General features: G+C 58.6%; 20 protein-coding genes. 5 read left to right on the top strand and 15 right to left on the bottom strand.

Features of this window, described 5'->3' with window-relative positions; translation table 11 throughout:
* Positions 1-27: 27 nt before the first annotated feature.
* The 6 genes from narI to ACHH0Z_RS06200 all read right to left on the bottom strand — a co-directional run bounded on the left by narI (position 28) and on the right by ACHH0Z_RS06200 (position 8,880).
* The gene (gene narI, locus ACHH0Z_RS06225) at positions 28-708 is read right to left on the bottom strand and encodes a respiratory nitrate reductase subunit gamma (protein WP_014883923.1); all 681 of its coding nucleotides are present in this window, start codon (positions 706-708) and stop codon (positions 28-30) included.
* Entirely contained in the window at positions 705-1,400 is a 696-nt protein-coding gene (narW, locus tag ACHH0Z_RS06220; RefSeq protein WP_045410297.1) for a nitrate reductase molybdenum cofactor assembly chaperone, read from the bottom strand. Before narW ends, narI begins: the two co-directional genes overlap by 4 nt.
* Complete coding sequence (narH, locus tag ACHH0Z_RS06215; protein ID WP_023327561.1) at positions 1,400-2,944, bottom strand: nitrate reductase subunit beta; 1,545 nt, start codon at positions 2,942-2,944, stop codon at positions 1,400-1,402. The genes narW and narH overlap by 1 nt, the downstream gene beginning before the upstream one ends.
* On the bottom strand, positions 2,941-6,681 hold the full coding sequence (locus ACHH0Z_RS06210; RefSeq protein ID WP_045410295.1) for a nitrate reductase subunit alpha: 3,741 nt from the start codon (positions 6,679-6,681) through the stop codon (positions 2,941-2,943). Before ACHH0Z_RS06210 ends, narH begins: the two co-directional genes overlap by 4 nt.
* 27 nt (positions 6,682-6,708) lie before the next feature.
* A complete protein-coding gene (locus tag ACHH0Z_RS06205; protein WP_025910957.1) occupies positions 6,709-8,097 on the bottom strand; it encodes a NarK family nitrate/nitrite MFS transporter in 1,389 nt (462 codons plus the stop codon).
* A gap of 207 nt (positions 8,098-8,304) precedes the next feature.
* Positions 8,305-8,880, bottom strand: coding sequence for a TetR family transcriptional regulator (locus ACHH0Z_RS06200; protein ID WP_395149504.1), 576 nt, complete (start codon positions 8,878-8,880; stop codon positions 8,305-8,307).
* Between the two features lie 117 nt (positions 8,881-8,997).
* Between ACHH0Z_RS06200 and ACHH0Z_RS06195 the strand changes: the two genes are divergently transcribed.
* Complete coding sequence (locus ACHH0Z_RS06195) at positions 8,998-10,485, top strand: MFS transporter (RefSeq protein WP_021240210.1); 1,488 nt, start codon at positions 8,998-9,000, stop codon at positions 10,483-10,485.
* A 66-nt stretch (positions 10,486-10,551) separates the two neighbouring features.
* Here the strand turns inward: ACHH0Z_RS06195 and ACHH0Z_RS06190 are convergent, their stop codons facing one another.
* The 7 genes from ACHH0Z_RS06190 to ACHH0Z_RS06160 are packed head-to-tail and all read right to left on the bottom strand — an operon-like array spanning position 10,552 to position 17,002.
* Positions 10,552-11,778 carry a Zn-dependent hydrolase gene (locus ACHH0Z_RS06190; protein WP_045410294.1) on the bottom strand — a complete coding sequence of 409 codons (1,227 nt, stop codon included), beginning with the start codon at positions 11,776-11,778 and terminating at the stop codon, positions 10,552-10,554.
* Entirely contained in the window at positions 11,775-12,257 is a 483-nt protein-coding gene (locus ACHH0Z_RS06185; RefSeq protein WP_045352491.1) for an L-2-amino-thiazoline-4-carboxylic acid hydrolase, read from the bottom strand. The genes ACHH0Z_RS06190 and ACHH0Z_RS06185 overlap by 4 nt, the downstream gene beginning before the upstream one ends.
* Positions 12,258-12,274: 17 nt before the next feature.
* Positions 12,275-13,432, bottom strand: a complete 1,158-nt coding sequence (locus ACHH0Z_RS06180; RefSeq protein WP_023344215.1) for a branched-chain amino acid ABC transporter substrate-binding protein — start codon at positions 13,430-13,432, stop codon at positions 12,275-12,277.
* A gap of 28 nt (positions 13,433-13,460) precedes the next feature.
* Complete coding sequence (locus ACHH0Z_RS06175; RefSeq protein WP_025910970.1) at positions 13,461-14,180, bottom strand: ABC transporter ATP-binding protein; 720 nt, start codon at positions 14,178-14,180, stop codon at positions 13,461-13,463.
* Positions 14,173-14,940 carry an ABC transporter ATP-binding protein gene (locus ACHH0Z_RS06170; RefSeq protein WP_045410292.1) on the bottom strand — a complete coding sequence of 256 codons (768 nt, stop codon included), beginning with the start codon at positions 14,938-14,940 and terminating at the stop codon, positions 14,173-14,175. Before ACHH0Z_RS06170 ends, ACHH0Z_RS06175 begins: the two co-directional genes overlap by 8 nt.
* Positions 14,937-16,043, bottom strand: a complete 1,107-nt coding sequence (locus ACHH0Z_RS06165; RefSeq protein ID WP_045410290.1) for a branched-chain amino acid ABC transporter permease — start codon at positions 16,041-16,043, stop codon at positions 14,937-14,939. Before ACHH0Z_RS06165 ends, ACHH0Z_RS06170 begins: the two co-directional genes overlap by 4 nt.
* A gap of 8 nt (positions 16,044-16,051) precedes the next feature.
* Positions 16,052-17,002 carry a branched-chain amino acid ABC transporter permease gene (locus ACHH0Z_RS06160; RefSeq protein ID WP_025910974.1) on the bottom strand — a complete coding sequence of 317 codons (951 nt, stop codon included), beginning with the start codon at positions 17,000-17,002 and terminating at the stop codon, positions 16,052-16,054.
* A 170-nt stretch (positions 17,003-17,172) separates the two neighbouring features.
* On the opposite strand from ACHH0Z_RS06160, the gene ACHH0Z_RS06155 reads away from it, so the two are divergent.
* Positions 17,173-18,117 (top strand): LysR substrate-binding domain-containing protein, encoded by a 945-nt coding sequence (locus ACHH0Z_RS06155; RefSeq protein ID WP_008501734.1) that lies wholly within the window; start codon positions 17,173-17,175, stop codon positions 18,115-18,117.
* 52 nt (positions 18,118-18,169) lie between these two features.
* Here ACHH0Z_RS06155 and ACHH0Z_RS06150 read toward each other — a convergent pair whose 3' ends face one another.
* Both ACHH0Z_RS06150 and yddG read right to left on the bottom strand, forming a co-directional pair.
* On the bottom strand, positions 18,170-19,279 hold the full coding sequence (locus ACHH0Z_RS06150; RefSeq protein WP_008501733.1) for a porin OmpC: 1,110 nt from the start codon (positions 19,277-19,279) through the stop codon (positions 18,170-18,172).
* A 629-nt stretch (positions 19,280-19,908) separates the two neighbouring features.
* Positions 19,909-20,787, bottom strand: a complete 879-nt coding sequence (gene yddG / locus ACHH0Z_RS06145) for an aromatic amino acid DMT transporter YddG (RefSeq protein ID WP_023292335.1) — start codon at positions 20,785-20,787, stop codon at positions 19,909-19,911.
* A 220-nt stretch (positions 20,788-21,007) separates the two neighbouring features.
* On the opposite strand from yddG, the gene fdnG reads away from it, so the two are divergent.
* Genes fdnG through fdnI form a run of 3 tightly spaced genes read left to right on the top strand, consistent with a single transcriptional unit; the run spans position 21,008 to position 25,600 of the window.
* Positions 21,008-24,055: a formate dehydrogenase-N subunit alpha gene (fdnG, locus tag ACHH0Z_RS06140; protein WP_120256991.1), complete on the top strand. Its 3,048-nt coding sequence runs from the start codon at positions 21,008-21,010 to the stop codon at positions 24,053-24,055.
* A gap of 11 nt (positions 24,056-24,066) precedes the next feature.
* Complete coding sequence (gene fdxH / locus ACHH0Z_RS06135; RefSeq protein ID WP_045410286.1) at positions 24,067-24,951, top strand: formate dehydrogenase subunit beta; 885 nt, start codon at positions 24,067-24,069, stop codon at positions 24,949-24,951.
* Complete coding sequence (gene fdnI, locus ACHH0Z_RS06130) at positions 24,944-25,600, top strand: formate dehydrogenase-N subunit gamma (protein ID WP_008501728.1); 657 nt, start codon at positions 24,944-24,946, stop codon at positions 25,598-25,600. Before fdxH ends, fdnI begins: the two co-directional genes overlap by 8 nt.
* The last annotated feature ends 27 nt before the right edge of the window (positions 25,601-25,627 follow it).

Below are 25,627 nucleotides of genomic sequence, written 5' to 3'. Positions count from 1 at the left end.
GGTAAGGCGTAGCCGCCACCCGACAAATCAACGGCGCGATCTCACCACCTGATACCGCCGCGTAAAGTACTCAAACGGCGCGCTCCACACGTGCACCAGGCGGGTGAAGGGGAAGATGAGGAAGATCGTCATCCCCAGCACCAGATGCACGCGGAAGATCGGCGCCACGCCGCTCAGCATTTCTGATGAACCGCCCTTAAACGTCACAATCCCCTGCGCCCAGCCCACCAGCTTCATCATCTCGCTTCCGTCAGGATATTGCGCGGAGAAAGGAATGGTCGATAGCCCCAGAATGCACTGTATCAGCAGGATACTCATAATGATGATATCCGGCGTGGTGGAGGTGGCACGCACCCGCTGGTTGAACAAGCGGCGAATCAGCAGCATCGACCCGCCGATCAGCGTCAGCACGCCGCAAATTCCGCCCGCAATCATGGCCAACTGCTGCTTAACCGCGACGGGTAAAAACCAGGCGTACATCCAGTGCGGGGTTAACATGCCGAACAGGTGCCCGAAGAAGATCCCCAGAATCCCGATATGAAACAGGTTAGAGGCCCAGTTCATCCCGCGCTTGCTGAGCATCTGGCTTGACGAGGCGCGCCAGGTGTACTGTCCGTAGTCGTAGCGCAACCAGCTACCGAGGAAAAACACGGTGGCGCAGATGTACGGATAAATGTCATAGAAAAACACGTTCAGGTAGTGTGTCATTTTGGGCCTCCGGCGCTGACGTCCACGTACTGCGGCGCGACGTCCTGGCTAAAGCGTCGTTGATATTGCTGCATCGGCGAGCTGTCGCACGATGTGGCGTTGTCTTCGATAAACTTCACCTGTTCCTCTTCCCACACGGCGTCCAGCGCCTGACGGGTATCATCCCGTTTTTCACCGGACACCTGTTTCGCCACGCTGTCGCTGGAAAGCCGCGTACCGGCCATCGTCAGCAGGGCGTCAAACAGCTGATAGTGCGCCACGCCGCGCTGCTTGAGGCGACCACCAATCAGCGCCAGGATCGGCGCGACATTTTGCAATCCTTCACGCGCCTCGTCGTCGGTCACGATGCTCAGGTATTCCAGGTACAGCGGCAGATAGTCCGGCAGCTCGCGGCAGTCCAGCACCAGACCGGCTTTCTCATACTGGCTCATCAGATCGACCATCGCCTGACCGCGATCGCGGGACTCGGCGTGAACGTGCTCGAACAGCAGCAGGGACGTTGCGCGACCGCGCTCAAACACCTCACACCATTCGGCCTGTTTATCCAGCAGCGGGGCGCTCAGGTGCTGGCGGGCAAACGGCAGCATCATGGGCGCGTCCTGCGCAATTAACGAAAGCGCTTCATCACGGTTTTCCCACAGGGTCTCATCGGGATACTCGATCAGCAGCGCGATGATTTTGAGGATCTGCATTACTCTCCCTCCCCATTTTCGCGCACCTCGGTGATGTTGATCGCGTCGATGCGGCTGCTGTTGAAGAGGTTGAATTTCGTATCGGAGCCGTGGCAGCCGTCGCCGAAGGTGAAGCCGCAGCCGTTTTTCTCCGGGAAGGCGTCGCGCGCCATTTCGCGGTGGCTGGTCGGGATCACGAAGCGGTCTTCGTAGTTAGCGATGGCGAGATAGCGGTACATCTCCTCAACCTGCGCTTCGGTCAGGCCGACCTCTTCAATGGCGCGGGTATCGGTCACGCCTTCCACGGTCTGGGAACGCTTGTAGTGACGCATTGCCATCATGCGCTTCAGGGCGCGCAGCACCGGGCCGGTATCGCCCGCGCTGAGCATGTTCGCCAGATACTGCACCGGAATGCGCAGGCTTTCGACTGCGGGAAGAACGCCGTCGCTCTGCGGCAGGCCGCCGGCGTCCGCGTAGGACTGAATCGGCGACAGCGGCGGCACGTACCAGACCATCGGCAGGGTGCGGTATTCCGGGTGCAGCGGCAGAGCCAGTTTCCAGTCCATCGCCATTTTGTAGACCGGGGAACGCTGGGCGGCGTCAATCACGTTCTGCGGAATACCCTGCTTCAGCGCTTCCTCAATCACCGCCGGATCGTTCGGGTTGAGGAACACGTCGCACTGGCGCTCGTACAGATCGGTTTCATGCTCGGTGCTGGCCGCCTCTTCAATACGGTCCGCGTCATACAGCAGCACGCCGAGGTAGCGGATGCGCCCGACGCAGGTTTCCGAGCAGACGGTCGGCTGGCCGGACTCAATGCGCGGGTAGCAGAAGATGCATTTTTCTGACTTGCCGCTCTTCCAGTTGAAGTAGATTTTCTTGTAGGGACAGCCGCTGATGCACAGGCGCCAGCCGCGGCATTTGTCCTGGTCGATCAGCACAATGCCGTCCTCTTCGCGCTTGTAAATCGCGCCGCTCGGGCAGGTGGCGACGCAGCTCGGGTTGAGACAGTGCTCGCACAGGCGCGGCAGGTACATCATGAAGGTGTTTTCGAACTGGCCGTACATCTCTTTCTGGATCTTCTGGAAGTTGCGGTCGCGGGCGCGTTTTTCGAACTCGCCCCCCAGCAGCTCCTCCCAGTTGGGGCCCCAGACGATTTTGTCCATGCGCTTGCCGTCAATCAGCGAGCGCGGGCGGGCAGTAGGGAGATGATCCCCCTCCGGCGCGCGGTGCAGATCCTGATAGTCAAAGGTAAAGGGCTCATAGTAATCGTCAATCTGCGGCAGGACGGGGTTAGCGAAAATCTTCGACAGCACGCCCATCTTGCCGCCGAGACGCGGCGTCAGCTTGCCGTGAATGCCGCGGATCCAGCCGCCTTGCCACTCCTCCTGATCTTCCCAGTTTTTCGGGTAGCCGATGCCCGGTTTGGTTTCGACGTTGTTAAACCACGCATATTCCATCCCTTCACGCCCGGTCCAGACGTTCTTACAGGTGACCGAGCAGGTGTGGCAGCCGATGCATTTATCGAGATTCAGAACCATGCCAACCTGTGAGCGTATTTTCATTTTTTCGCCTCCTGGACCTGATCCCGACCTTCGCCGTCCAGCCAGTTAATGTTTTTCATTTTGCGGATCATGATGAACTCGTCGCGGTTGGAGCCGACGGTGCCGTAATAGTTGAAGCTGTACGCCAGCTGGGCGTAGCCGCCGATCATATGCGTCGGTTTCGGGCAGACGCGGGTGACAGAGTTGTGGATCCCGCCGCGCCGTCCGGTCACCTCGGAACCCGGAATGTTCAGGATGCGCTCCTGAGCGTGGTACATCATGGTCATGCCCGGCGGCACGCGCTGGCTGACTACCGCGCGGGCGGTGAGGGCGCCGTTGGCGTTGAAGGCCTCGATCCAGTCGTTGTCCTCAATGCCCAGCTCGCGGGCGTCGGTTTCGCTGATCCAGACGATGGGCCCGCCGCGCGACAGGGTCTGCATCAGCAGGTTTTCGCTGTAGGTGGAGTGAATGCCCCATTTCTGGTGCGGCGTCAGGAAGTTGAGCGCTTTTTCCGGGAAGCCGTTCGGCGGGATCTCGCGCATATGGGTGACGCTGCGGGTGTCAATCGGTGGACGATAGGCCACCAGGCTCTCTCCGAACGCGCGCATCCAGGGATGATCCTGATACAGCTGCTGGCGGCCAGACAGCGTGCGCCACGGGATCAGCTCGTGAACGTTGGTATAGCCCGCGTTATAGGAGACGTGCTCGCTCTCCAGGCCGGACCAGGTCGGGCTGGAGATGATTTTACGCGGCTGCGCCTGGATATCGCGGAAGCGGATCTTCTCATCTTCCTTGTTCAGCGCCAGATGGGTGTGATCGCGCCCGGTCAGCTCGCCAAGCGCTTCCCAGGCCTTCACCGCCACCTGGCCGTTGGTTTCCGGCGCAAGGGCGAGGATCACCTCCGAGGCGTCAATGGCGGTTTCAATGCGCGGGCGGCCTTTCGCCGGGCCGTCGAGCTTGACGTAGTTGAGCTTGCCGAGGAAATCGACCTCGCTCTGCGTGTTCCACGATATGCCTTTCCCGCCGTTGCCGAGCGTGTCCATCAGCGGGCCGAGGGCTGTGAAGCGTTCGTACGTTTCCGGGTAGTTCCGCTCGACGACCGCGATGTTCGGCGCCGTTTTACCGGGGATCAAATCGCATTCCCCTTTGCGCCAGTCCTGAATATCAAACGGCTGCGACAGCTCCGCCGGGGAGTCATGCTGTAGCGGCTGTAGCACCACATCGGTTTCGGTGCCGAGATGCCCGACGCAGACCTCGGAGAAGACTTTGGCGATGCCCTTGTAGATCTCCCAGTCGCTGCGGGACTCCCACGCCGGGTCGACGGCGGCCGAGAGCGGGTGAATAAACGGATGCATGTCCGAGGTATTCATATCGTCTTTTTCATACCAGGTGGCGGTCGGCAGGACGATATCCGAGAACAGGCAGGTGCTGGACATGCGGAAGTCGAGCGTCACCAGCAGGTCGAGCTTGCCCTCAATGGCGGCGGTCAGCCATTCCACTTCCTCAGGCTTCACGTCATCGGTTGAGCCCAAATCCTCGCCCTGAATCCCGCTCTCGGTGCCGAGCAGGTATTTTAGCATGTACTCGTGGCCTTTCCCGGACGAGCCGAGCAGGTTAGAGCGCCAGACGAACAGGTTGCGCGGATGGTTCTTGCCGTTGTCCGGCTGCTCGCAGGCGAAGCGGATATCGCCCGATTTTAACGCCTGAACGGTGTACTCCTGCGGCGTGATGCCCGCCGCGTCCGCGCGGGCTTTGATGTGCAGCGGGTTGAGGTTGAGCTGCGGCGCCGACGGCAGCCAGCCCATACGCTCGGCGCGGACGTTAAAATCAATGAGGTGGCCGGTGAACCTCGAGGCGTCCGCCAGCGGGGAGAGCAGCTCCTGCGCGGTGAGCTTCTCGTAGCGCCACTGGCTGGCGTGGTTGTAGAAGAACGAAGTGCTATTCATCTGGCGCGGCGGGCGGTTCCAGTCCAGCGCGAAGGCCAGCGGCAGCCAGCCGGTTTGCGGGCGCAGCTTCTCCTGGCCGACATAGTGGGACCAGCCGCCGCCGCTCTGCCCGACGCAGCCGCAGAAGACCAGCATGTTGATCATCCCGCGGTAGTTCATGTCCATGTGGTACCAGTGGTTCACCCCGGCACCCAGAATGATCATCGAGCGACCGTGCGTTTTGTGCGCCGTGTCGGCGAACTCGCGGGCAATTTTTTCAATCAGCCGGGCGGGCACGCCGGTGATCTGCTCGCCCCAGGCGGGGGTATAGGCTTTGACCTGGTCATAGCTCTCTGCGGCGTTGCTGTCCTCCAGACCGCGATCGAGACCGTAGTTCGCCAGCACCAGATCGTAAACGCTGACCACGCGTTTCTCGCTGCCGTCGGCGAGGGTCAGGGTTTTGCTCGGCACGCGGCGCGTCAGCACCGGATCCTGCTTCACGCTGCGGAAATGCGGGTTCTCGTTGCCGCCAAAGTAGGGGAAGGCGACGTCCGCCACGCTGTCGTGGGTGATGAGCAGCGACAGCGTCAGTTCGGTGTCGTGGCCCGCAGCCTGTGGCTCCAGGTTCCATTTGCCTTTTTCTCCCCAGCGGAAGCCGATGGAGCCGTTTGGCACCACCAGATTTCCGGCAATATCAAAGGCGACGGTCTTCCACTCCGGGTTATTGGCTTCCCCCAGCCCGTCAACCAGGTCCGAGGCGCGCAGCATACGTCCCGGCACCACGCGACCGTCTTCCTGCTCGTCCAGCAGCACCAGCATCGGCATGTCGGTATAGCGGCGGCAGTAGTTAAGGAAGTAGTCGCTCGGGTTATCGAGGTGAAATTCTTTGAGGATCACGTGGCCCATCGCCATGGCGAGGGCGCTGTCGGTGCCCTGTTTGGGGGACAGCCACTGGTCGCTAAGCTTCGCGACTTCCGAGAAGTCCGGCGTGATGGCGACGGTTTTGGTGCCCTTGTAGCGCACCTCGGTGAAGAAATGGGCGTCCGGGGTTCGGGTCTGCGGCACGTTCGAGCCCCAGGCGATGATGTAGCTGGAGTTGTACCAGTCGGCGGACTCCGGCACGTCGGTCTGCTCGCCCCAGGTCATCGGCGACGCCGGCGGCAGGTCGCAGTACCAGTCGTAGAAGCTCAGGCAGGTACCGCCCAGCAGGGAAAGATAGCGCGTGCCGGCGGCGTAGGAGACCATCGACATCGCCGGAATAGGGGAAAAACCGGCCACGCGGTCCGGACCATAGTTTTTGATGGTCCAGACGTTGGCGGCGGCAATCAGCTGGTTCAGCTCTTTCCAGTTCGAGCGGATAAACCCGCCTTTACCCCGCGCCTTCCTGTAGCTTTGCGCCTTTTGCGGATCGCTCTGGATGGCGTCCCAGGCCAGCACCGGATCGGTATGCTGCGCCAGCGCCTCGCGCCAGAGCTCAATCAGCCTGCGGCGCACCAGCGGGTATTTAAGACGGTTGGCGCTATAGAGATACCACGAGTAGCTTGCGCCACGCGGGCAGCCGCGCGGTTCGTGGTTGGGCAGGTCAGGGCGGGTGCGCGGATAGTCGGTCTGCTGGGTTTCCCAGGTCACGAGGCCATTTTTAACGTAAATCTTCCAGCTGCAGGAACCGGTACAGTTCACGCCGTGGGTGGAGCGCACGATCTTGTCGAACTGCCAGCGCTGACGGTAGCCGTCCTCCCAGTCGCGGTTGGTGTTATATACCTGCCCGTGCCCGTTGGCGAAGCTGTCCCCCTTTGTTTTGAAATAACGAAAGCGATCCAACAGTTTGCTCATGACATTTCTCCTGCTTCGGACGTGTAGTTATTCTTGTTTTGCGGATTTGCGGCCATACACCAGCCAGGTAACGAGCACGCAGACGATGTAAAACACGAGGAACACCTTCATGGCGCCGACCGGCGATCCGGTCATTGCCAGCGAGGTGCCAAAGGCTTTGGGAATGAAGAACCCGCCAACGGCGCCGATAGCGGAGATAAAGCCCAGCGCGGCGGCGGTCTCTGTCACCGCTTCGTGCTGCGCCTGCTCGTCCGTGCCGCCCTGCTTTTTGACGCGGTCGAGCGTGATTTGGCGGAAAATAATCGCGATCATCTGGAAGGTCGACCCGCTACCGAGCCCGGCGGTGAGGAACAGCCCCATAAAGACCAGATAGAACGCGACAAAGCTGCCGGAGCCAGAGCCGGGCAGCGTCAGGAAGATCAGGGCGCTGAAGAGGGCCATAAAAACGAAGTTAATCAGCGTGACCCGGACGCCGCCCAGTTTGTCAGAGATCATCCCGCCCGCTGATCGCGCCAGCGCACCGATTAGGGGGCCAAAGAAGGCGAGGTGCAGAATGTTGACGTCCGGAAACTGGGTTTTTGACAGCATGGCAAAGCCCGCCGAGAAGCCGATAAACGAGCCGAAGGTCGCCAGATAGAGAAGGCTCAGCAGCCAGAGATGAAAGCGCTTCAGCACCGGGAGCTGGCTGGCGATAGAGGCCTTGGAGCTGGCGATATCGTTCATTCCAAAGAAGGCCGCAAGGGTGGCCAGCAGCAGCAGCGGTGCCCATATCCAGGCCGCATTGGCCAGCCACAGGGTGGAACCGTCATCCTGCGGTACGCCCTCCACGCCCAGGAAGGTAAACATCGGCAGGAAGATCACCAGCGGCGCGACCAGCTGCATCACGCTGACGCCCAGGTTGCCGAGCCCGCCGTTAATACCGAGCGCGCTACCCTGTTTTGCCTTGGGGAAGAAGAAGCTGATGTTGCCCATGCTGGAGGCAAAGTTGGCGCCTGCAAAGCCGCAGAGCAGGGCAATCACGATAAAGATCCAGTAAGGCGTCGCGGTGTTCTGAATGGCCATCCCCAGCCAGACGCAGGGAATGATCAGGATGACGGTACTCAATACCGTCCAGTATCGTCCGCCAAATATGGGCACCATAAACGAATAGGGGACGCGCAATATCGCGCCGGAGAGAGAAGGTAATGCCGTTAGCATAAAAAGTTGATCGGTGGTGAAATTAAATCCGACTTTATTCAGATTGACGGCAATGGCGCTAAATAACATCCAGACGCAAAACGCTAACAGCAAACAGGCGACAGAAATCCACAGGTTTCTTCGCGCGATATGTTTTCCTTTGTTTTCCCAAAATTGCACATTTTCCGGTTTCCAGTTACTTAACAGATGCGGATTACTCTTCTCACTTTGTTGTGACATATCACCCTCTTGCTCGCCAGAATGAAGAGAAAACAAATGAAAACAGTTAGATAGATGTGTGTATGCTGGTTGGTTTATTGGATGTTTTTAGATACAACTGAAAGGATAGATAAAAAAGCGAACCCCTGAGATTCGAAAGGAAATATGGGTTCGCTTAATGTGTTACTAATTGTAAAACTCGTGGTAAATAATACTCCGTTGGGAGTATTAACCCAATTCGAGGGAGATAAGTTTATCGAGATGCTTATTAAACGCCGCATCGTCCATTTCGGGCATATTTAAAATCGTGATCCCGTCAAGCCCACAAACCAGCCCGATCAATCGCCAGGCAATATTTTCCGCGCGATCGGTAAGCGTAAAGGAGTTGGCCTCCGCCCCGGCGCGGATAATCGCCACGGTCTCCTGATGCCACATCTCCATGGTCAGGGCGTAAGCCGCGTTGATTTCAGGATCCCGGCTGGCGAGAATTTGAGCTTCCCGCCAGAGGCGAATGTAAGGCTCAAGCCCGCCGTCGTCACTGCCGAGCATGCTGTGCAGCCGTTCCCGCCAGCTGGCGTTTTCACCCACCACGTCGGCATCCAGCAGCTCGCGGATCACGCGCACAAAGGCCAGCGATTTTAGCTCGCCGCCGGAGGCGAAGTGGTGGTGGACCTGTCCGGTCGCGACGCCCGCTTCAGCGGCAATTCGCCGTACCGTCATGGCTGCCAGCCCCTCGGCCAGCGCCACGCGCATCGCGGCCTGCAGGATCGCTTCCCGTCTCTCTTCCTTGCTCAAATATTGCATTTTTTCACTACTCTCAATAGGAATGAAACGAGTGTAACAAAAAGCTGGACACGCGTTCAACTTTACGTAGGATCGCAATCTGGACATGTGTCCAGGTTTGAGATGAAAAGGAAATTTATGTTTCGTCAGTGGTTAGCGTTAGTGATTATCGTGCTGGTGTATATCCCGGTGGCGATTGACGCGACGGTGCTGCACGTAGCGGCGCCGACATTGAGCATGACGCTGGGCGCCAGCGGCAATGAATTATTGTGGATCATCGATATTTACTCGCTGGTGATGGCGGGAATGGTGCTGCCGATGGGCGCCCTGGGTGACCGCATCGGTTTTAAACGGTTGTTGATGATCGGCAGTACGCTGTTTGGCCTGTCATCGCTGGCGGCAGCGTTTGCCCCCTCAGCAGGGTGGCTGATCGCGGCGCGCGCCTCGCTGGCGATTGGTGCGGCCATGATCATTCCTGCCACTCTGGCGGGGATCCGCACGCTCTTTACCGACGCGAAAGATCGCAACATCGCGCTCGGCGTCTGGGCGGCGGTCGGTTCCGGCGGGGCAGCGTTTGGCCCGCTGATTGGCGGTATGCTGCTGGAGCATTTTTACTGGGGATCGGTGTTTTTGATCAACGTACCGATTGTGCTGGTGGTGGTGTCGCTGGCCGCGCGTTTTGTCCCCCGTCAGCAGGGCCGACCGGAGCAGCCGCTGAATATCAGCCATGCCATCATGCTGATTGTGGCGATTTTGCTGCTGGTCTACAGCGCCAAAACCGCGCTTAAGGGCGCTCTGGCACCGTGGCTGGTGGCGTGTACCCTGCTGACGGGTGCCGTGATGCTGTTTATTTTTGTGCGCATCCAGCTGCGCGCCCGCGTGCCGATGATCGACATGCGCCTGTTCTGTCACCGCATCATTTTAAGCGGCGTGGTAATGGCGATGACGGCGATGATCGCCCTGGTGGGCTTTGAATTGCTGATGGCGCAGGAGCTGCAGTTTGTCCATGGCTTTACGCCGTTCGAGGCGGGCATGTTTATGCTCCCGGTAATGGTGGCCAGCGGGTTCAGCGGACCGATTGCCGGTGTGCTGGTGGGCCGTCTGGGGCTACGCATTGTCGCTGCGGGTGGCATGGGGCTGAGCGCGGTCAGCTTTATCGGCCTGTCGACGCTCGACTTCAGCACGCAGCAGTGGCAGGCGTGGGGGCTGATGGTGCTGCTCGGCTTCAGTGCCGCCAGCGCGCTGCTGGCCTCGACCTCGGCCATTATGGCGGCCGCGCCGAAAGAGAAGGCGGCTGCCGCCGGAGCCATTGAAACCATGTCCTATGAGCTGGGGGCCGGGCTGGGGATCGCCATTTTTGGCCTGCTGTTGACCCGCAGCTTCTCGGCGTCGATTGCGCTGCCGCAGGGGCTGCATGCCTCGCTCGTCGATAAAGCCTCGTCATCGATTGGTGAAGCGATGAAGGTGGCGCAGGAACTGACGCCGTCCCTCGCGGAGCCGGTGATTGAGGCGGCGAAAAGTGCGTTTATTACTTCCCACAGCGTGGCGCTGGGGAGTGCGGGCGGAATGCTGCTGTTGCTGGCAGTGGGGATCTGGTTCAGCCTGGCGAAGGTGCCGAAGGGGTAAAACACGCCCGGTGGCGCTGCGCTTACCGGGCCTACGGGCGCGGTTGTCCGAGCCGCGCCACCCGGTTTATTTTTCCTGGGCCGCGGCCAACACGCTGTACAACAGCACGTTCGCCCCTTTTTCCGACCACTCCGGCAGGATCCTTTCCGCTTCGTTATGGCTGATGCCCTTCACGCAGGGGATAAAAATCATGCTGGCAGGGGCAATTTTGCTCACATAGCAGGTGTCGTGTCCCGCGCCGGAGACCATCGGTTTCGCCGAGTAGCCCAGTTCCGCCACGGCCTTCTCCGTGCGGGCCAGACATTCGGCATCAAACGCGATGGGCGCGTAGTCAAAGATGCGCTCAACGACAGCCGCCACCCCGCGCAGGCTCAGGCTTTCAGCCACCTTATGCAGCGCCGCCTCCATGGCATCCAGCGCCGTCAGCGCCGGATGGCGAAACTCCACGCTGCAGACCACCCGAGACGGCACGACGTTGCGCGAGTTTGGCGTAACCTGCGCCATACCGATCGTCGCCCGTCCGTCCGGCGCATGCCGATAGCCAATCTCCTCCACCTTCAGCGCCAGCTCCGCGAAGGCGGTCAGCGCGTCGCGTCGGCTGTGCATCGGCGTGGTGCCCGCGTGGGCGGCAAACCCGTCCAGCGTCAGGGTAAACCAGCGCTGGCCCATTGCCGCGCGGACGAGCCCGATATCCAGACCTTCGTCCTCCAGAATCGGGCCCTGCTCGATGTGCAGCTCGTAGCAGGCGTGAACCGGAAACGCGCGGGCAGGGGCTTCACCCCGGTAGCCGATGCTTTCCAGGGCTTCACCCACGGTGATACCGTTGCTATCCGCGCGGGCATGGGCGTACGCTTCGCTAAATTGCCCCGTCCAGACCCCTGAAGAGAGCATGGCTGGCGCGAAGCGCGCGCCTTCTTCGTTGGTCCAGTTGACCAGCACAACGTCACGTTCCGTCTCAATGTGATGGTCGTTGAGCGTTCGCAGCAGCTCTAGCCCGGCCAGCACGCCGTAAACCCCGTCGTAGTTCCCCCCCAGCGGCTGCGTATCCACGTGCGAACCGGTCAAGACCGGGGCAAGCTGCGGATTTTTCCCCGCACGACGGATAAACATATTGCCCATGCTGTCGACGTCACAGGTAAAACCGGCGTCCAGCGCCCAGTCGCGAAGCAGATGACGCGCAACGCGATCTTCCTCGCTCAGTGCCAGACGGGTGACGCCACCGGCGGGCGTGCCGCCGATCTGCGCCATCATCTCAAGCGTTGACCACAGCCGTTCGGCGTTGACGCGGATCATGGCTTGTCCTTACTGCAGCGGTAGCGGAAATCACAGCACGCGCCGCCCTGCATAATGGTCGTGGTGCGGGTTAGCTCTACGTCGGGCGCATAGCCCACGATGAATTTTTCATCGCGCGCGCAGGAGAGCAGGTGACCAATTTCGCCCAGCCCCATCTCGTGGTACATCTCCGCGTAGCGACAGCGGGTCACGTTGTAGTTGTACTGCTGGTCGTCGGCGTCAATCACCTTCACCTCCAGGGCATTATCTTTCTCCCACAGATACTGCAGGGCGATAAAGCTCTTGATGTTCGCGCCGTTGGGTTCTTTGCTGGCAAACCCTTTGCCAGCATCAATCGCGGCCTGCTCAATGGCCTCACCAATCACCGCCTGGGCGCGGGCTTTCCCTATCTCGCGCACCAGGATTTCATAAATTGGCTTAATAATTTCGGCTTCAATTTTGCGGCGGGCGAGAATGCCCAGCTCGTTATTATCACTCATCACATTGCCTCGCTGCGTTACTTCGCTTTTGCGCCGCCCAGCACGGTCTGCGGCTGCCATTTGCCGTCGACAACCTTATAGACCGTGAACGACGGCGATTTCAGGTTGCCCTCTTTATCAAACGCGATCTGTCCGGTAACGCCGGAATAGCTGATGGCGCGCAGGGCGGGCAGATAGTCGGACGGCTCAACGGAGTCTGCTTTTTCCATCGCCGCCACCAGCACGCGGGTGGCGTCATAGGCGAACGGGGCGTGCAGTTCGATATGGGTGTGGTAGCGGGACTGGTACGCCTGCTCGAACGCTTTACCACCCGGCATCTGGTCAACGGGCAGACCCGGCTCCAGCGCCACAACGCCTTCGCCTTCTTTCTGCGCCAGCTTGAGGAACGTCTGGCTGACGAATCCGCCTGCGCCCATCAGCGTGGCGTTCATGCCCAGCTGTTTGATGCGGCGCGCCAGCGGTGCGGCCTGGCTGTCGACGCCGCCGAAGAAGATCAGATCGGCGTTTTTACTGCGGATGGCGGTCAGTACGGCGCTGAAATCGACCGTTTTGTCATCCACGTACTGACGATCGACAATTTTCACGCCCTGCGCTTCCAGCGATTTAATAAACTGGTCTGCCAGACCCTGACCGAAGGCGGTACGGTCGTCGATCACCGCAATGCGTTTGGCTTTCAGGGTGTTAACCGCGTACTGACCGGCGAGCTGACCGCCGTCATCGTCGTGGCCCATCACGCGGAAGCTGGTGTCAAAACCCTGTTGGGTATAGGCATGACCGGTTGCGACCGGCGCCACCTGGGCGATACCCGCATCGTGATAAATGCGGGCCGCCGGAATGCTGGTGCCGGTATTCCAGTGACCGACCACGCCTGCCACGCCGCTATCCACCAGACGCTGCGCGACGGCTACGGCGGTGCGCGGGTCGGACTGATCGTCTTCGGACTGCAGTTTGAAGGTCACCGCTTTGCCGCCGATGGTCGGGTGCTGCTTGTTGATGTCATCGATAGCCAGCTGCGCGCCGTTCTCCAGATCTTTCCCGATACGGGCAGACGGGCCGGTCAGCGGGCCTGCCAGACCGATGACCACGGTTTCACCGTCAGCGGCCCACGCGGACGTTGAGGCAAAGCTGCCGAGCAGAATAGCGGCGCTGAGCGCACTGATTTTTACTGTTTTCATTGTATTTCCCTGATGTTGGCTGGTGTGGTTAAACGGGCATTTCGCCCAAATAAATCTGTGCAATCTGGTCGTCGTTGAGCAGCGCTTTCGATTCGCCATGATGAACAATGCTGCCGCTGTCCATCACCCACGCGCTGTCGGTCACCTCCAGCGCGAGCCGGGCGTTTTGTTCGATAAGCAGCAGGGCGACGCCGCGCTCGCGCAGCCCGGCAATAACGGCAAAAATGTTCTCGACCATCTTCGGGGCAAGGCCCATTGACGGCTCGTCGAGGATCAGCAGGCGCGGGCGGCTGAGCAGGGCGCGGTTAAGGGCCAGCAGCTGTTGCTCGCCGCCGGACAGCAGCCCGGCAAGCTGATGCTGGCGTTCGCCCAAACGCGGGAAGCGCTCGAAAATTTCGTTCATCTCGCGCCTGACGGTGACAGTGTCACGCCTGAGCCAGGCGCCCATCTGCAGGTTTTCCAGCACCGTCATGCGGGAGAAGATCCCGCGGCCCTCCGGGACCATCACCAGCCCGTCGCGAAGCAGGGTCTCCGGGCTCTGTTTACGTACAGCTTTACCGCTGAAGTCAATGCTGCCGCTAAAGCTTTCCAGCCCGGTAATGGCGCGCACGGTGGAGCTTTTCCCCGCGCCGTTCGCGCCGATCAGCGTAGCCTGTTCGCCCTCGCGCAGGGTAAAGGAGACATCGCGTACGGCCTGAATGCCGCCGTAATGCACGTCCAGACGTTCCACCTTCAGTAATTCAGACATGGGCGTTACCTCCAAGCCAGGCGGCGACCACTGCCGGGTCGCGCCGCACGCTTTCCGGCGTGCCGCTGGCGAGCGTTTTGCCGTAATCAAGCACCGTCAGGCGGTCGCAGATGCCCATCACCAGCTTGACGTCATGCTCAATCATCAGCAGGGTTTTGCCGTCATCGCGAATGCGGATGAGCAGCTCGCCGAGCGCCACTTTTTCCGCCGCGTTCATCCCGGCAGCGGGTTCATCCAGCGCCAGCAGCAGCGGATCCGTTGCCAGCGCGCGGGCGATTTCAAGGCGACGCTGATGACCATAGGCCAGGTCGCAGGCGCGATAGTGGGCGAACTGCGCAATGCCGGTATAGTCCAGCCAGTGCCAGGCCAGCTCGCGGGTCTGCTTCTCTTCCTCGCGGGCGCGTTTGTGGCGGCTCAGCGCGGCCCACAGGCCGTTACGGGTGCGCACGTGGCGGCCCACCATCACGTTTTCCAGCACCGACATCTCGTTGAAGAGGCGCACGTTCTGGAAGGTGCGGGCAATCCCGGCGGCGGTCACTTTCTCTATCTGCTTCGGGAAGTAGGGCTTATCGGCAATCGAAAATTCGCCGCTGTCCGCCGGATAAAGGCCGGTGATGAGGTTAAAGCAGGTGGTTTTTCCCGCGCCGTTGGGGCCGATCAGCCCGTAGATCTCGCCTCTGTTCACGGTAATCGAAACGTCATCCACGGCAGTCAGCCCGCCGAAGCGTTTTCTCATGTTGCGTACGGTTAACAGACTCATGCCTTCACCTCCTTGTGGCGTACCGGCCAGATGCCGGACGGGCGCACCAGCATCACCAGCATCAGCGCCAGGCCGTAAAACAGCTGGCGCAGCACTTCAGGGTCAATCAGCACCGTACCGAACAGCGCCTGCTGCACCGGCGCTGCCTGGCTGCGCAGCAGTTCCGGCAGGGCGGTAAGCAGTACCGCGCCCAGGATCACGCCCGGAATGTGCCCCATACCGCCCAGCACCACCATCGCCAGTACGGCAATCGATTCCTGTAACGTGAAGGATTCCGGGGAGACAAAGCCCTGAAACGCGCCGAAAAGCGCACCCGCCACGCCGCCAAAGGAGGCGCCCATCGCAAAGGCGAGCAGCTTATAGTTACGCACGTTGATGCCCATCGCGCGCGCCACATCTTCATCCTCGCGGATGGCGTGCCAGGCGCGGCCGATACGGGAATGCTGCAGGCGCAGGCAGACGAAGACGATCGCGATAATCACCAGCATCAGCAGGTAGTACCACAGCCACAGCGCGGGTACTTTGAAACCAAACCAGTGGTATACGCCGCTAAACTTCAGGCCGAACAGGTTCAGCGTATCCACTCCGGTTATGCCCTTTGCGCCGTTGGTGATGTTCACCGGACGGTCGAGGTTACGCATCAGGATGCGGATAATTTCGCCAAAGCCAAGGGTCACTATCGCCAGGTAGTCCCCGCGCAGCTTGAGCGTGGGCGCACCGAGTAACATCCCGCAGACGGCCGCGACGAGGGCGGCCAGCGGGATAATGAGCAGATACGAGGTGTGCAGCCCGTCCGGGAACCAGACGCCGAGGATCGGAAACACCTCCAGCAGGTGCGGGGAGGCCATCAGTGCCGCGAGGTAGGCGCCGACCGCGTAAAAGGCGATAAAGCCCATGTCCAGCAGGCCGGTATAGCCGACCACAATATTAAGCCCGAGCGCCAGCATGATGTAGAGCAGGGCGAAGTCGATAACGCGCACCCAGTAGTTGCCGCCTAGCTGCGTGGCCACCACAGGCGCAATCAGCAGCGCGAAGCAGAACAGGCTCATGCCTGACCAGAATTTGCGCGTCGTCGCCGGGGTCTGGAGTTGAAGTGTTGTCATGGAATTCCTTACGCCCTGTTCGCCACGCGCTCGCCCAGCAGGCCAGCCGGACGGAAGACCAGCACCAGGATCAGCACCATAAAGGCAAAGACATCCTGATAGTTGCTGCCAAATACGCCGTGGGTCAGTTCACCCAGGTAGCCTGCGCCCAGCGCTTCGATAATGCCGAGCAGGATGCCGCCAATCATGGCGCCCCGAATGTTGCCAATGCCCCCCAGCACGGCGGCGGTAAAGGCCTTGATCCCGGGCAAAAAGCCCATCGAGAAGCTGGCGTTACCGTAGTTGCTGGCCATCATCACGCCTGCCAGCGCGGCAAATACGCCGCCAATGGCAAACGTCAGGGTAATAATGGCGTTTGGGTTAACCCCCATCAGCGTGGCCACGCGCGGGTTTTCCGCCACGGCGCGCATGCCGCGCCCCAGACGGGTATATTCCACCAGTAGCCAGAGCCCGGTCATCACCGCCAGCGCCAGGACAACGGTGACGATACCGGTGACGGTGACGATGGCAGGAGGATGCGCTTCGCTGCCGGACGTGACGGCGATAGGGTCCATCGGCAGGATCTGCGGGAACATCAGCGGGTTGCGCGTCCAGATAATCATCGCCACGGTTTGCAGCAGGACCGAAACGCCGATACCCGAGATCAGCGGCGCGAGGCGCGGCGCGTTGCGCAGTCGACGGTAGGCAAAGCGTTCCACGGCCATCGCCAGCAGGGCGCAGACGGCCATGGCAATCATCAGGGCAACGCCGAGCTGCAACAGCTGCGGCATATGCGGGAAGGTGGTATTCAGGGCGTTAATGGCGGAGAGCGTGGTGAGCGCGCCGACCATCAGAATATCGCCGTGAGCAAAGTTAATAATGCGCAAAATGCCATACACCATGGTATAGCCCAGCGCGATCAGCGCGTAGATGCTTCCCAGCATCACACCGTTGATCAGTTGTTGTATGAGTGTATCCAACGTCTGTACCCGCAAAGTGCTCGTTCTGCGGCTACCATCCAATAAATGAATAAAATTGTAAAATACGCATCTATTATTTCTTATGATAAATAGATATTGTTCTATCTTTATGATTTATATAAATATAATGAAGACCTATTTTTGGGTGAAAAGCCTAAAGAAATCAACATATGAATAAAACAGAACAATTGGTTGGCCTGCCTGCGTATGCAGAAAGTCGCCTTGCAAACGATCCGCCGCTTCGGGCTGTGCGTGCCTTTGAGGCCATCGCCCGGCTGGGCAGCGTCACGCTGGCCGCGCAGGAGCTGGACATTTCTCCGTCGGCCGTCAGCCATCAGCTCAGGGTGCTCGAAGGGTACCTGCAAATGCCGCTGACGGAGCGTCAGGGGCGCAGGCTGGTGCTGAGCCAGCACGGGCGTGAATACTACCGCTCGATCCGTGCGGCGTTTAACGTGCTGCGCCAGGCGACGGAGCACCTGGCGGAGCAGGCGCAAACGCGTCAGGTCACCATCAGCCTGATCCCGCTTTTTGGTATGGGGTGGTTTATCCCGCGCTTGCCTGCGTTTATGCGCGCCAACCCGCAGACCGAGATCAACGTGGTGTATGCCAACCATCGTAACTATCTGAGCGACGCATCGGATATGTCGATTCGTTTTGGCAACGGCCAGTGGGCGGGCTATCAGAGTGAAAAGCTGATTTCCGGACAGATGGTGCCGGTGTGCAGCCGCGCGTTTTTGCGCATTCACGGCCATATCGACACGCCTGAGCAACTGCTGCAGATGCCGCTGCTGCACGATGAGGAGCGCACGACGTGGGCGCAGTGGTTTGTACAGCAGGGGGTGAAGCGTCCCGTTCGCCGCAGCGGTCCAATGTTTGAGGACGGTCTGCTGACGCTGGCGGGCGTACAGGCGGGTCTGGGGTGTGCGCTGATGCGGGAGCCGCTGATTGCGCCGTATCTTGAGAGCGGCGAGCTGGTGAAGATCTTTGACCTACCGATTGATGACGGACGCGACTACTACCTCTGCGTGCGCTCAGATTCAGAGATGACCGAGGACGGCAAGCTGCTGCAAAACTGGCTGCGGCGGGCAGCGGGCGGGGAGTCGTCTGGCGGGTAAAAGAGGGCGATAAAAAAGCCAGCTGTTCAGCTGGCTTTTGGAGAGACAAGATTTAGAACTGGTAGGTCAGACCCAGCGCTACGATGTTGTCGGTACCGATGCCTGCCTGGCGAGTGAACTTGTTGTCATCGAGCAGGTTGATTTTGTAATCCACGTAGGTGGACATGTTTTTGTTAAAATAATAGGTCGTGCCAACATCGATGTATTTCACCAGATCCTGGTCGCCGAAGTTTTCGATGTCTTTGCCTTTAGACTGCAGGTAAGCGATAGACGGACGCAGGCCAAAGTCGAACTGATACTGGGCCACAACTTCGAAGTTTTGCGCCTTATTTGCAAAGCCGTAAATGTCGGTACGCTTGTTGTTAGAGGTACCGAAACGGGTTGCATTGTAGGTCTGAGAGTACTGTGCCGCGAGGTAAATGTTGTTCGCGTCGTATTTCACACCGCCGCTGTATACTTCTGCGCGGTCGCCTTCACCGTATACGCCAGCCGCATTCTGGTCAGCGGTACGACGGGAGGAGGACATTGCACCACCTACGCTGAAGCCTTCGCCCAGATCGTAAGTCAGGGATGCGCCATAGCCGTCACCGTTCTGGTTCAGCAGGCTGCGACCGCTGGTGTTTTCACCACTTACGCTGCCGTTTTTACCTTGATACTGCAGAGCAAAGTTCAGGCCGTCAACCAGACCAAAGAAGTCCTGATTACGGTAGGTTGCCACGCCGTTAGCACGAGACTGCAGGAAGTTGTCGGCACCATAGGTGTCACCGCCGAATTCTGGCAGAACGTCAGTCCAGGAGGTCACGTCGTAAATCACGCCGTAGTTACGACCGTAATCGAATGAACCTGCTTCCGCGAACTTCAGACCTGCAAACGCCACACGAGTCCAGGACTGGTTGTCGCCTTCGTCTTTGTTGCCCTGAATCTGGTATTCCCACTGGCCGTAACCGGACAGCTGATCGTTAACCTGGGTTTCACCCTTGAAGCCGATACGCATGTAGGTTTTATCGCCATCTGCGCCAGCATCATCAGAGAAATAGTGCAGACCTGTCACTTTACCGTACAGATCCAGCTTGTTACCGTCTTTGTTGTAAATTTCGGCAGCGTTAACAACGCCTGCTGCCAGCATGGAAGTGACTGCCACTGCAACTAATTTAAGTTTCATCTTAAATGTTCCTTATATTTTTTTTCGGTATTTCCTGAACCACTTTGAACGATTTCTAAACGAGGCTGTTCGTCAATGGCATGCTATTCTTAAAAATCTCGTAGTCTTATTTCAATAATAAGTTTCAAAATATTAGAGATAATTTCAATTAGTGTGATCTCGATCGTCTGAGAAGGCGATCATTCAAACAATGTGGTCGGAATTTATACGATTAATAGTTATTTAGTCAGTGGGATTATTGCTTTTACTATAATTTCTGATGGTTTTTGTTTATCGCGTTAAATTTCGCAATTTCCGAGGGTTTAATGAGGGTGGTATTGCTGCTTTTCTTTAAAAACAATGGGTTGTTTTAATTTTTAGGCGTCTATTCCGCATATTATCATAAAACTGTCAGAGCTGAATTATTGCACACCATGCTATCCTGAGCGTTAATATTCATTACTCACTAATTTCATTGGGTTGTCAGTTTGTGTCAGCTCGCTTCAGGTGCCTTTACAGAAGGCGTTCAATATAAACCGAACTTAAACAGACGCTCTATTATCATGATAAATATTCTGATGTCTGATCACATTTTAAATTTATGTTAATTATGTTGCCGGGTTGAAATTCCCCCGGCCAGTCGAGCAGCGTTATTTTCGTGTGGCGTACCAGCAGAGCAACGACCCGGCGCAAACCATCAGCGCGCCTTGCCAGAACGAGAATGAAAGGGGGGAGCTTAGCACCGCGGCGGCAAGCGCGGCAGAAAGCACGGGGGTAAAATAGGATACGGCAGCCAGAACCGTGACGTTACCGTGCAGGATGCCAATATTCCAGGCGGCGTAACCAAACCCAAGCGCGATACCGCACATAACCAGCTTCACGACTACCGGAAGCGTGAACACCATGTCGGGCTGATCGCTCAGGGCATATTTCACCCACAGACTCAGCGCGGTCAGCAAAACAAACAGGGTGATGCCGTTTTGCCCTTTCGCAAATTTGCTGGTGACGGTGCAATAGGCGGCCCAGATAAAGGCCCCGGCAAACGCCAGCGCATAGCTCAGAGGGCTGGAAACGACATTCCGGGTTATTTCCTCAAGGTGTAATCCTTCTTCGCCGCCCAATACCCAGCACACGCCCAGCAGCGAAATGAGCAAGCCGGGGATCACCCACAGGGTAGACTTTTGCCCGTTGAACAAAATCGCAAATACGATCGTCAGGCTCGGCCAAAGGTAATTGACCATGCCCACTTCAATCGCCTGCGATCGCGTTGCGGCATAGCCCAGCGACAGCGCCAGACATATTTCGTAGCTGACAAATAAAACGCTGCCGGCAATAAGATAGCGGGGAGAAAACCGTCGGATATCAGGAAATCCTACCGTCACCAGACACAGTAATCCGCTGAGGGTGTAGATCATCGCTGCACCGCCAACAGGCCCCAATCCCTCACTCACACTGCGAATAAGGCCGACCATGGTGCTCCATAACAGTATTGCCGCCAGCCCAATAAGCGTTGCTCTCTTTCTGTCCATTACTCGCCATCACAATAAAAATTAAAGGAAAAATGTATCGCATTACGCCTGTCGCTGTCGTGAATTATTCTCTTAAGCCGTTAATCAAAAAGGGGTAATGAAACGTTGCGGAGGTGACTATTAAGGGGGGGAAGGCTGATGACCTTGATTTGACGCAAAAAAATCAGGGGCTTTGCTGTTAGTTTGCGGCGCGAAGTCTTTTCAGATAACGAGGACAGCAATGGACGTCAGCCGCAGACAATTTTTTAAAATCTGCGCGGGCGGTATGGCCGGAACAACAGCCGCAATGCTGGGATTTGCTCCCAAAATGGCGCTGGCTCAGGCACGCAACTATAAACTGCTGCGCGCCAAAGAGATCCGTAACACCTGCACATACTGCTCCGTGGGTTGTGGGCTTTTGATGTATAGCCTGGGCGATGGCGCGAAGAACGCCAGAGAAGCGATTTATCACATTGAAGGGGATCCGGATCATCCGGTGAGCCGCGGGGCGTTATGCCCGAAAGGGGCGGGGCTGCTGGACTACGTCCACAGCGAAAACCGCCTGCGCTACCCCGAATACCGCGCGCCGGGCTCCGACAAATGGCAGCGTATCTCCTGGGATGAGGCCTTCTCCCGTATTGCGAAATTGATGAAAGCCGACCGCGACGCCAACTTTATTGAAAAGAACGCGCAGGGCGTGACGGTCAACCGCTGGCTTTCCACCGGCATGCTATGCGCCTCGGCGGCCAGTAATGAAACCGGCATGCTGACGCAAAAATTTGTGCGCTCGCTCGGCATGCTGGCGGTAGACAACCAGGCGCGCGTCTGACACGGACCAACGGTAGCAAGTCTTGCTCCAACATTTGGTCGCGGTGCGATGACCAACCACTGGGTTGATATCAAAAACGCGAACGTCGTCGTGGTGATGGGCGGTAACGCCGCTGAAGCCCATCCGGTGGGGTTCCGCTGGGCGATGGAAGCGAAAAACAACAACGATGCGACGCTTATCGTCGTCGATCCGCGCTTTACGCGTACGGCATCGGTGGCCGATATCTATGCGCCGATCCGCTCCGGTACGGACATTACGTTCCTGTCCGGCGTGCTGCTGTACCTGATCGAAAACAACAAAATCAACGCGGACTACGTTAAGCACTACACCAACGCGAACCTGCTGGTGCGGGATGATTTTGCCTTCGAAGACGGGCTGTTTAGCGGCTATGACGCCGAAAAACGTCAATACGATAAAACGTCCTGGAACTATCAGTTCGATGAAAACGGCTATGCGATGCGCGATGAAACGCTCACGCATCCGCGCTGCGTGTGGAACCTGCTGAAGCAGCACGTCTCCCGCTATACGCCGGACGTCGTGGAGAACATCTGCGGCACGCCGAAAGCGGACTTCCTGAAGGTGTGTGAAGTGCTGGCTTCCACCAGCGCCGCCGACAGAACCACCACGTTCCTGTACGCGCTGGGCTGGACGCAGCACACCGTGGGCGCGCAGAACATCCGCACCATGGCGATGATCCAGCTGCTGCTCGGCAACATGGGGATGGCAGGCGGCGGCGTGAACGCGCTGCGCGGCCACTCAAACATTCAGGGCCTGACCGATCTCGGTCTGCTCTCAACCAGCCTGCCGGGCTACCTGACGCTGCCGTCTGAAAAGCAGGCCGATCTGCAAGCATATCTTGAGGCCAATACGCCAAAAGCGACGCTGCCGGATCAGGTGAACTACTGGAGCAACTATCCGAAGTTCTACGTCAGCCTGATGAAATCCTTCTACGGCGATGCGGCGCAGAAAGAGAACGACTGGGGCTTTGAGTGGCTGCCGAAGTGGGATCAGGCTTATGACGTCATCAAGTATTTCAACATGATGGATAAGGGCGACGTCACGGGGTATATCTGCCAGGGCTTCAACCCGGTGGCCTCCTTCCCGGACAAAAACAAAGTCGTTCGCAGCCTGAGCAAGCTGAAGTACATGGTGGTTATCGATCCGCTGGTGACCGAGACCTCCACCTTCTGGCAGAACCACGGGGAATCGAACGATGTCGATCCGGCCTCGATTCAGACCGAAGTATTCCGCCTGCCGTCCACCTGCTTTGCGGAAGAGGACGGCTCTATTGCCAACTCCGGCCGCTGGCTGCAGTGGCACTGGAAAGGCCAGGACGCCCCGGGCGAAGCGCGAAACGACGGCGAAATCCTGGCCGGGATTTACCACCGCCTGCGCGAAATGTACCGCACCGAAGGCGGCAAAGGCGCTGAGCCGCTGCTGAAGATGAGCTGGCACTACAAGCAGCCGGATCGTCCTGAATCCGAAGAGGTCGCGAAAGAGAACAACGGCGTGGCGCTGGCGGATCTGTATGACGCGAACGGCAACCTGGTGGCGAAGAAAGGCCAGCTGCTGAACAGCTTCGCGCTGCTGCGTGACGACGGTACCACGGCATCATCCTGCTGGATCTACACCGGCAGCTGGACGGAGCAGGGTAACCAGATGGCCAACCGCGACAACGCTGACCCGTCAGGCCTGGGCAACACGCTGGGCTGGGCTTGGGCATGGCCGCTGAACCGTCGCGTGCTGTACAACCGTGCGTCCGCCGACGTGAACGGCAAGCCGTGGGATCCGAAGCGCATGCTGATCCAGTGGAACGGGACGAAGTGGACGGGGAACGACATCCCGGACTACAGCACCGCCGCGCCGGGCAGCAACACCGGGCCGTTTATCATGCAGCCGGAAGGGCTGGGGCGCCTGTTTGCCCTCAACAAGCTGGCGGAAGGGCCGTTCCCGGAACACTACGAGCCGATGGAAACGCCGCTCGGCACCAACCCGCTGCACCCGAACGTGGTCTCCAGCCCGGTGGTGCGGATCTACGAAGAGGACGTGCTGCGCCTGGGCAAAAAGGACAAGTTCCCGTACGTAGGGACGACCTACCGCCTGACCGAGCATTTCCATACCTGGACCAAGCACGCGCGGCTTAACGCCATCGCGCAGCCGGAACAGTTTGTGGAGATAAGCGAAACGCTGGCGAAAGCGAAGGGCATTGCCAACGGCGACCGCGTGAAGGTGAGCAGCAAGCGCGGCTTTATCCGCGCGGTGGCGGTGGTCACCCGCCGCCTGCAGTCGCTGAACGTGCACGGCCAGCTGGTGGAAACCGTCGGTATCCCGCTGCACTGGGGCTTTGAAGGGGTGGCGCAGAAAGGCTACATCGCCAATACCCTGACGCCAAACGTCGGCGATTCCAACTCGCAAACGCCGGAGTATAAAGCGTTTCTGGTCAACATCGAGAAAGCGTAAGGAGCGATTAAATGGCGATGGAAACACAAGACATTATTAAACGCTCCGCGACCAACCCCATAACGCCCGCGCCCCGCGCGCGGGACTACAAGGCAGAGGTCGCCAAGCTTATCGACGTCTCCTCCTGCGTGGGCTGTAAGGCCTGTCAGGTGGCCTGTTCGGAGTGGAACGATATTCGCGACGAGGTAGGGCACTGCGTTGGGGTGTACGACAATCCGGCGGATCTGAGTGCCAAATCCTGGACGGTGATGCGCTTTAGCGAAACCGACCAGAACGGCAGGCTGGAGTGGCTGATCCGCAAAGACGGCTGCATGCACTGTGAAGATCCGGGCTGCCTGAAGGCGTGCCCGTCTGCCGGGGCAATTATTCAGTACGCCAACGGGATCGTCGATTTCCAGCAGGACAACTGCATCGGCTGCGGGTACTGCATCGCGGGCTGCCCGTTTAATATCCCGCGCCTCAATAAAGAGGATAACCGGGTATACAAATGCACCCTGTGCGTGGACCGCGTCAGCGTCGGGCAGGAGCCTGCCTGCGTGAAGACCTGTCCAACCGGCGCCATTCACTTTGGCACCAAAAAAGAGATGCTGGACGTGGCGCAGGAACGCGTCGATAAGCTCAAAGCGCGGGGCTACGACAAAGCGGGCGTTTACAACCCGCAGGGCGTGGGCGGTACGCACGTGATGTATGTGCTGCACCATAGCGACCAGCCGGAGCTGTACCACAACCTGCCGAAGGATCCTGCGATCGATACCTCCATCAACCTGTGGAAAGGTGCGCTCAAGCCGCTCTCCGCGGCGGGCTTTATCGCTACCTTTGCCGGGCTGATTTATCACTACATCGGTATCGGGCCAAACAAAGAGGCGGATGACGACGAGGAGGAGCATCATGAGTAAGTCGAAAATGATAGTGCGCACCAAATTTGTCGATCGCGCCTGTCACTGGACGGTAGTTATCTGCTTCTTCCTGGTGGCGGTATCGGGAATTTCGTTCTTCTTCCCGACGCTGCAGTGGCTGACCGAAACCTTCGGTACGCCGCAGATGGGGCGCATTCTGCACCCGTTCTTCGGCGTGCTGATTTTCGTGGTGCTGATGTTTATGTTCGTGCGCTTCGTCCATCACAATATTCCGGACAAGCAGGATATCCCTTGGGTGAAAGGGATTGTTGAAGTCCTGAAGGGTAACGAGCACAAAGTCGCGAAGGTGGGGAAATACAACGCCGGGCAGAAGATGATGTTCTGGACCATCATGAGCATGATTTTTGTGCTGCTGGTGACCGGGGTGATGATCTGGCGTCCGTATTTTGCACACTACTTCCCGATACAGGTGATTCGCTACGCGCTGCTGATCCACGCGACGTCGGCCATCATTCTGATTCACGCCATCCTGATCCATATGTATATGGCGTTCTGGGTGAAAGGATCGATTAAAGGCATGATTGAAGGGAAGGTGAGCCGCCGCTGGGCGCAGAAACACCACCCGCGCTGGTACCGTGACGTGGAGCGACTGGAAGCAAAACAGGAAAGTACGGAAGGGATGAAGTAAAACCTGCGCCGTCGGCTTTGCCCGGCG

Source organism: Enterobacter cloacae complex sp. 2024EL-00227, from assembly GCF_043945315.1.
GTDB classification, from domain to species: Bacteria; Pseudomonadota; Gammaproteobacteria; order Enterobacterales; family Enterobacteriaceae; genus Enterobacter; species Enterobacter roggenkampii.
Note: the sequence above shows the minus strand (reverse complement) of the source record. Positions and strands in the feature narration are given on the sequence as shown.

Bases quoted from the DNA above. Each gene is read 5' to 3' on its own strand.
- narI (WP_014883923.1), bottom strand. From the start codon at position 708: ATGACACACTACCTGAACGTGTTTTTCTATGACATTTATCCGTACATC.
- narW (WP_045410297.1), bottom strand. From the start codon at position 1,400: ATGCAGATCCTCAAAATCATCGCGCTGCTGATCGAGTATCCCGATGAG.
- narH (WP_023327561.1), bottom strand. From the start codon at position 2,944: ATGAAAATACGCTCACAGGTTGGCATGGTTCTGAATCTCGATAAATGC.
- ACHH0Z_RS06210 (WP_045410295.1), bottom strand. From the start codon at position 6,681: ATGAGCAAACTGTTGGATCGCTTTCGTTATTTCAAAACAAAGGGGGAC.
- ACHH0Z_RS06205 (WP_025910957.1), bottom strand. From the start codon at position 8,097: ATGTCACAACAAAGTGAGAAGAGTAATCCGCATCTGTTAAGTAACTGG.
- ACHH0Z_RS06200 (WP_395149504.1), bottom strand. From the start codon at position 8,880: ATGCAATATTTGAGCAAGGAAGAGAGACGGGAAGCGATCCTGCAGGCC.
- ACHH0Z_RS06195 (WP_021240210.1), top strand. From the start codon at position 8,998: ATGTTTCGTCAGTGGTTAGCGTTAGTGATTATCGTGCTGGTGTATATC.
- ACHH0Z_RS06190 (WP_045410294.1), bottom strand. From the start codon at position 11,778: ATGATCCGCGTCAACGCCGAACGGCTGTGGTCAACGCTTGAGATGATG.
- ACHH0Z_RS06185 (WP_045352491.1), bottom strand. From the start codon at position 12,257: ATGAGTGATAATAACGAGCTGGGCATTCTCGCCCGCCGCAAAATTGAA.
- ACHH0Z_RS06180 (WP_023344215.1), bottom strand. From the start codon at position 13,432: ATGAAAACAGTAAAAATCAGTGCGCTCAGCGCCGCTATTCTGCTCGGC.
- ACHH0Z_RS06175 (WP_025910970.1), bottom strand. From the start codon at position 14,180: ATGTCTGAATTACTGAAGGTGGAACGTCTGGACGTGCATTACGGCGGC.
- ACHH0Z_RS06170 (WP_045410292.1), bottom strand. From the start codon at position 14,940: ATGAGTCTGTTAACCGTACGCAACATGAGAAAACGCTTCGGCGGGCTG.
- ACHH0Z_RS06165 (WP_045410290.1), bottom strand. From the start codon at position 16,043: ATGACAACACTTCAACTCCAGACCCCGGCGACGACGCGCAAATTCTGG.
- ACHH0Z_RS06155 (WP_008501734.1), top strand. From the start codon at position 17,173: ATGAATAAAACAGAACAATTGGTTGGCCTGCCTGCGTATGCAGAAAGT.
- ACHH0Z_RS06150 (WP_008501733.1), bottom strand. From the start codon at position 19,279: ATGAAACTTAAATTAGTTGCAGTGGCAGTCACTTCCATGCTGGCAGCA.
- yddG (WP_023292335.1), bottom strand. From the start codon at position 20,787: ATGGACAGAAAGAGAGCAACGCTTATTGGGCTGGCGGCAATACTGTTA.
- fdxH (WP_045410286.1), top strand. From the start codon at position 24,067: ATGGCGATGGAAACACAAGACATTATTAAACGCTCCGCGACCAACCCC.
- fdnI (WP_008501728.1), top strand. From the start codon at position 24,944: ATGAGTAAGTCGAAAATGATAGTGCGCACCAAATTTGTCGATCGCGCC.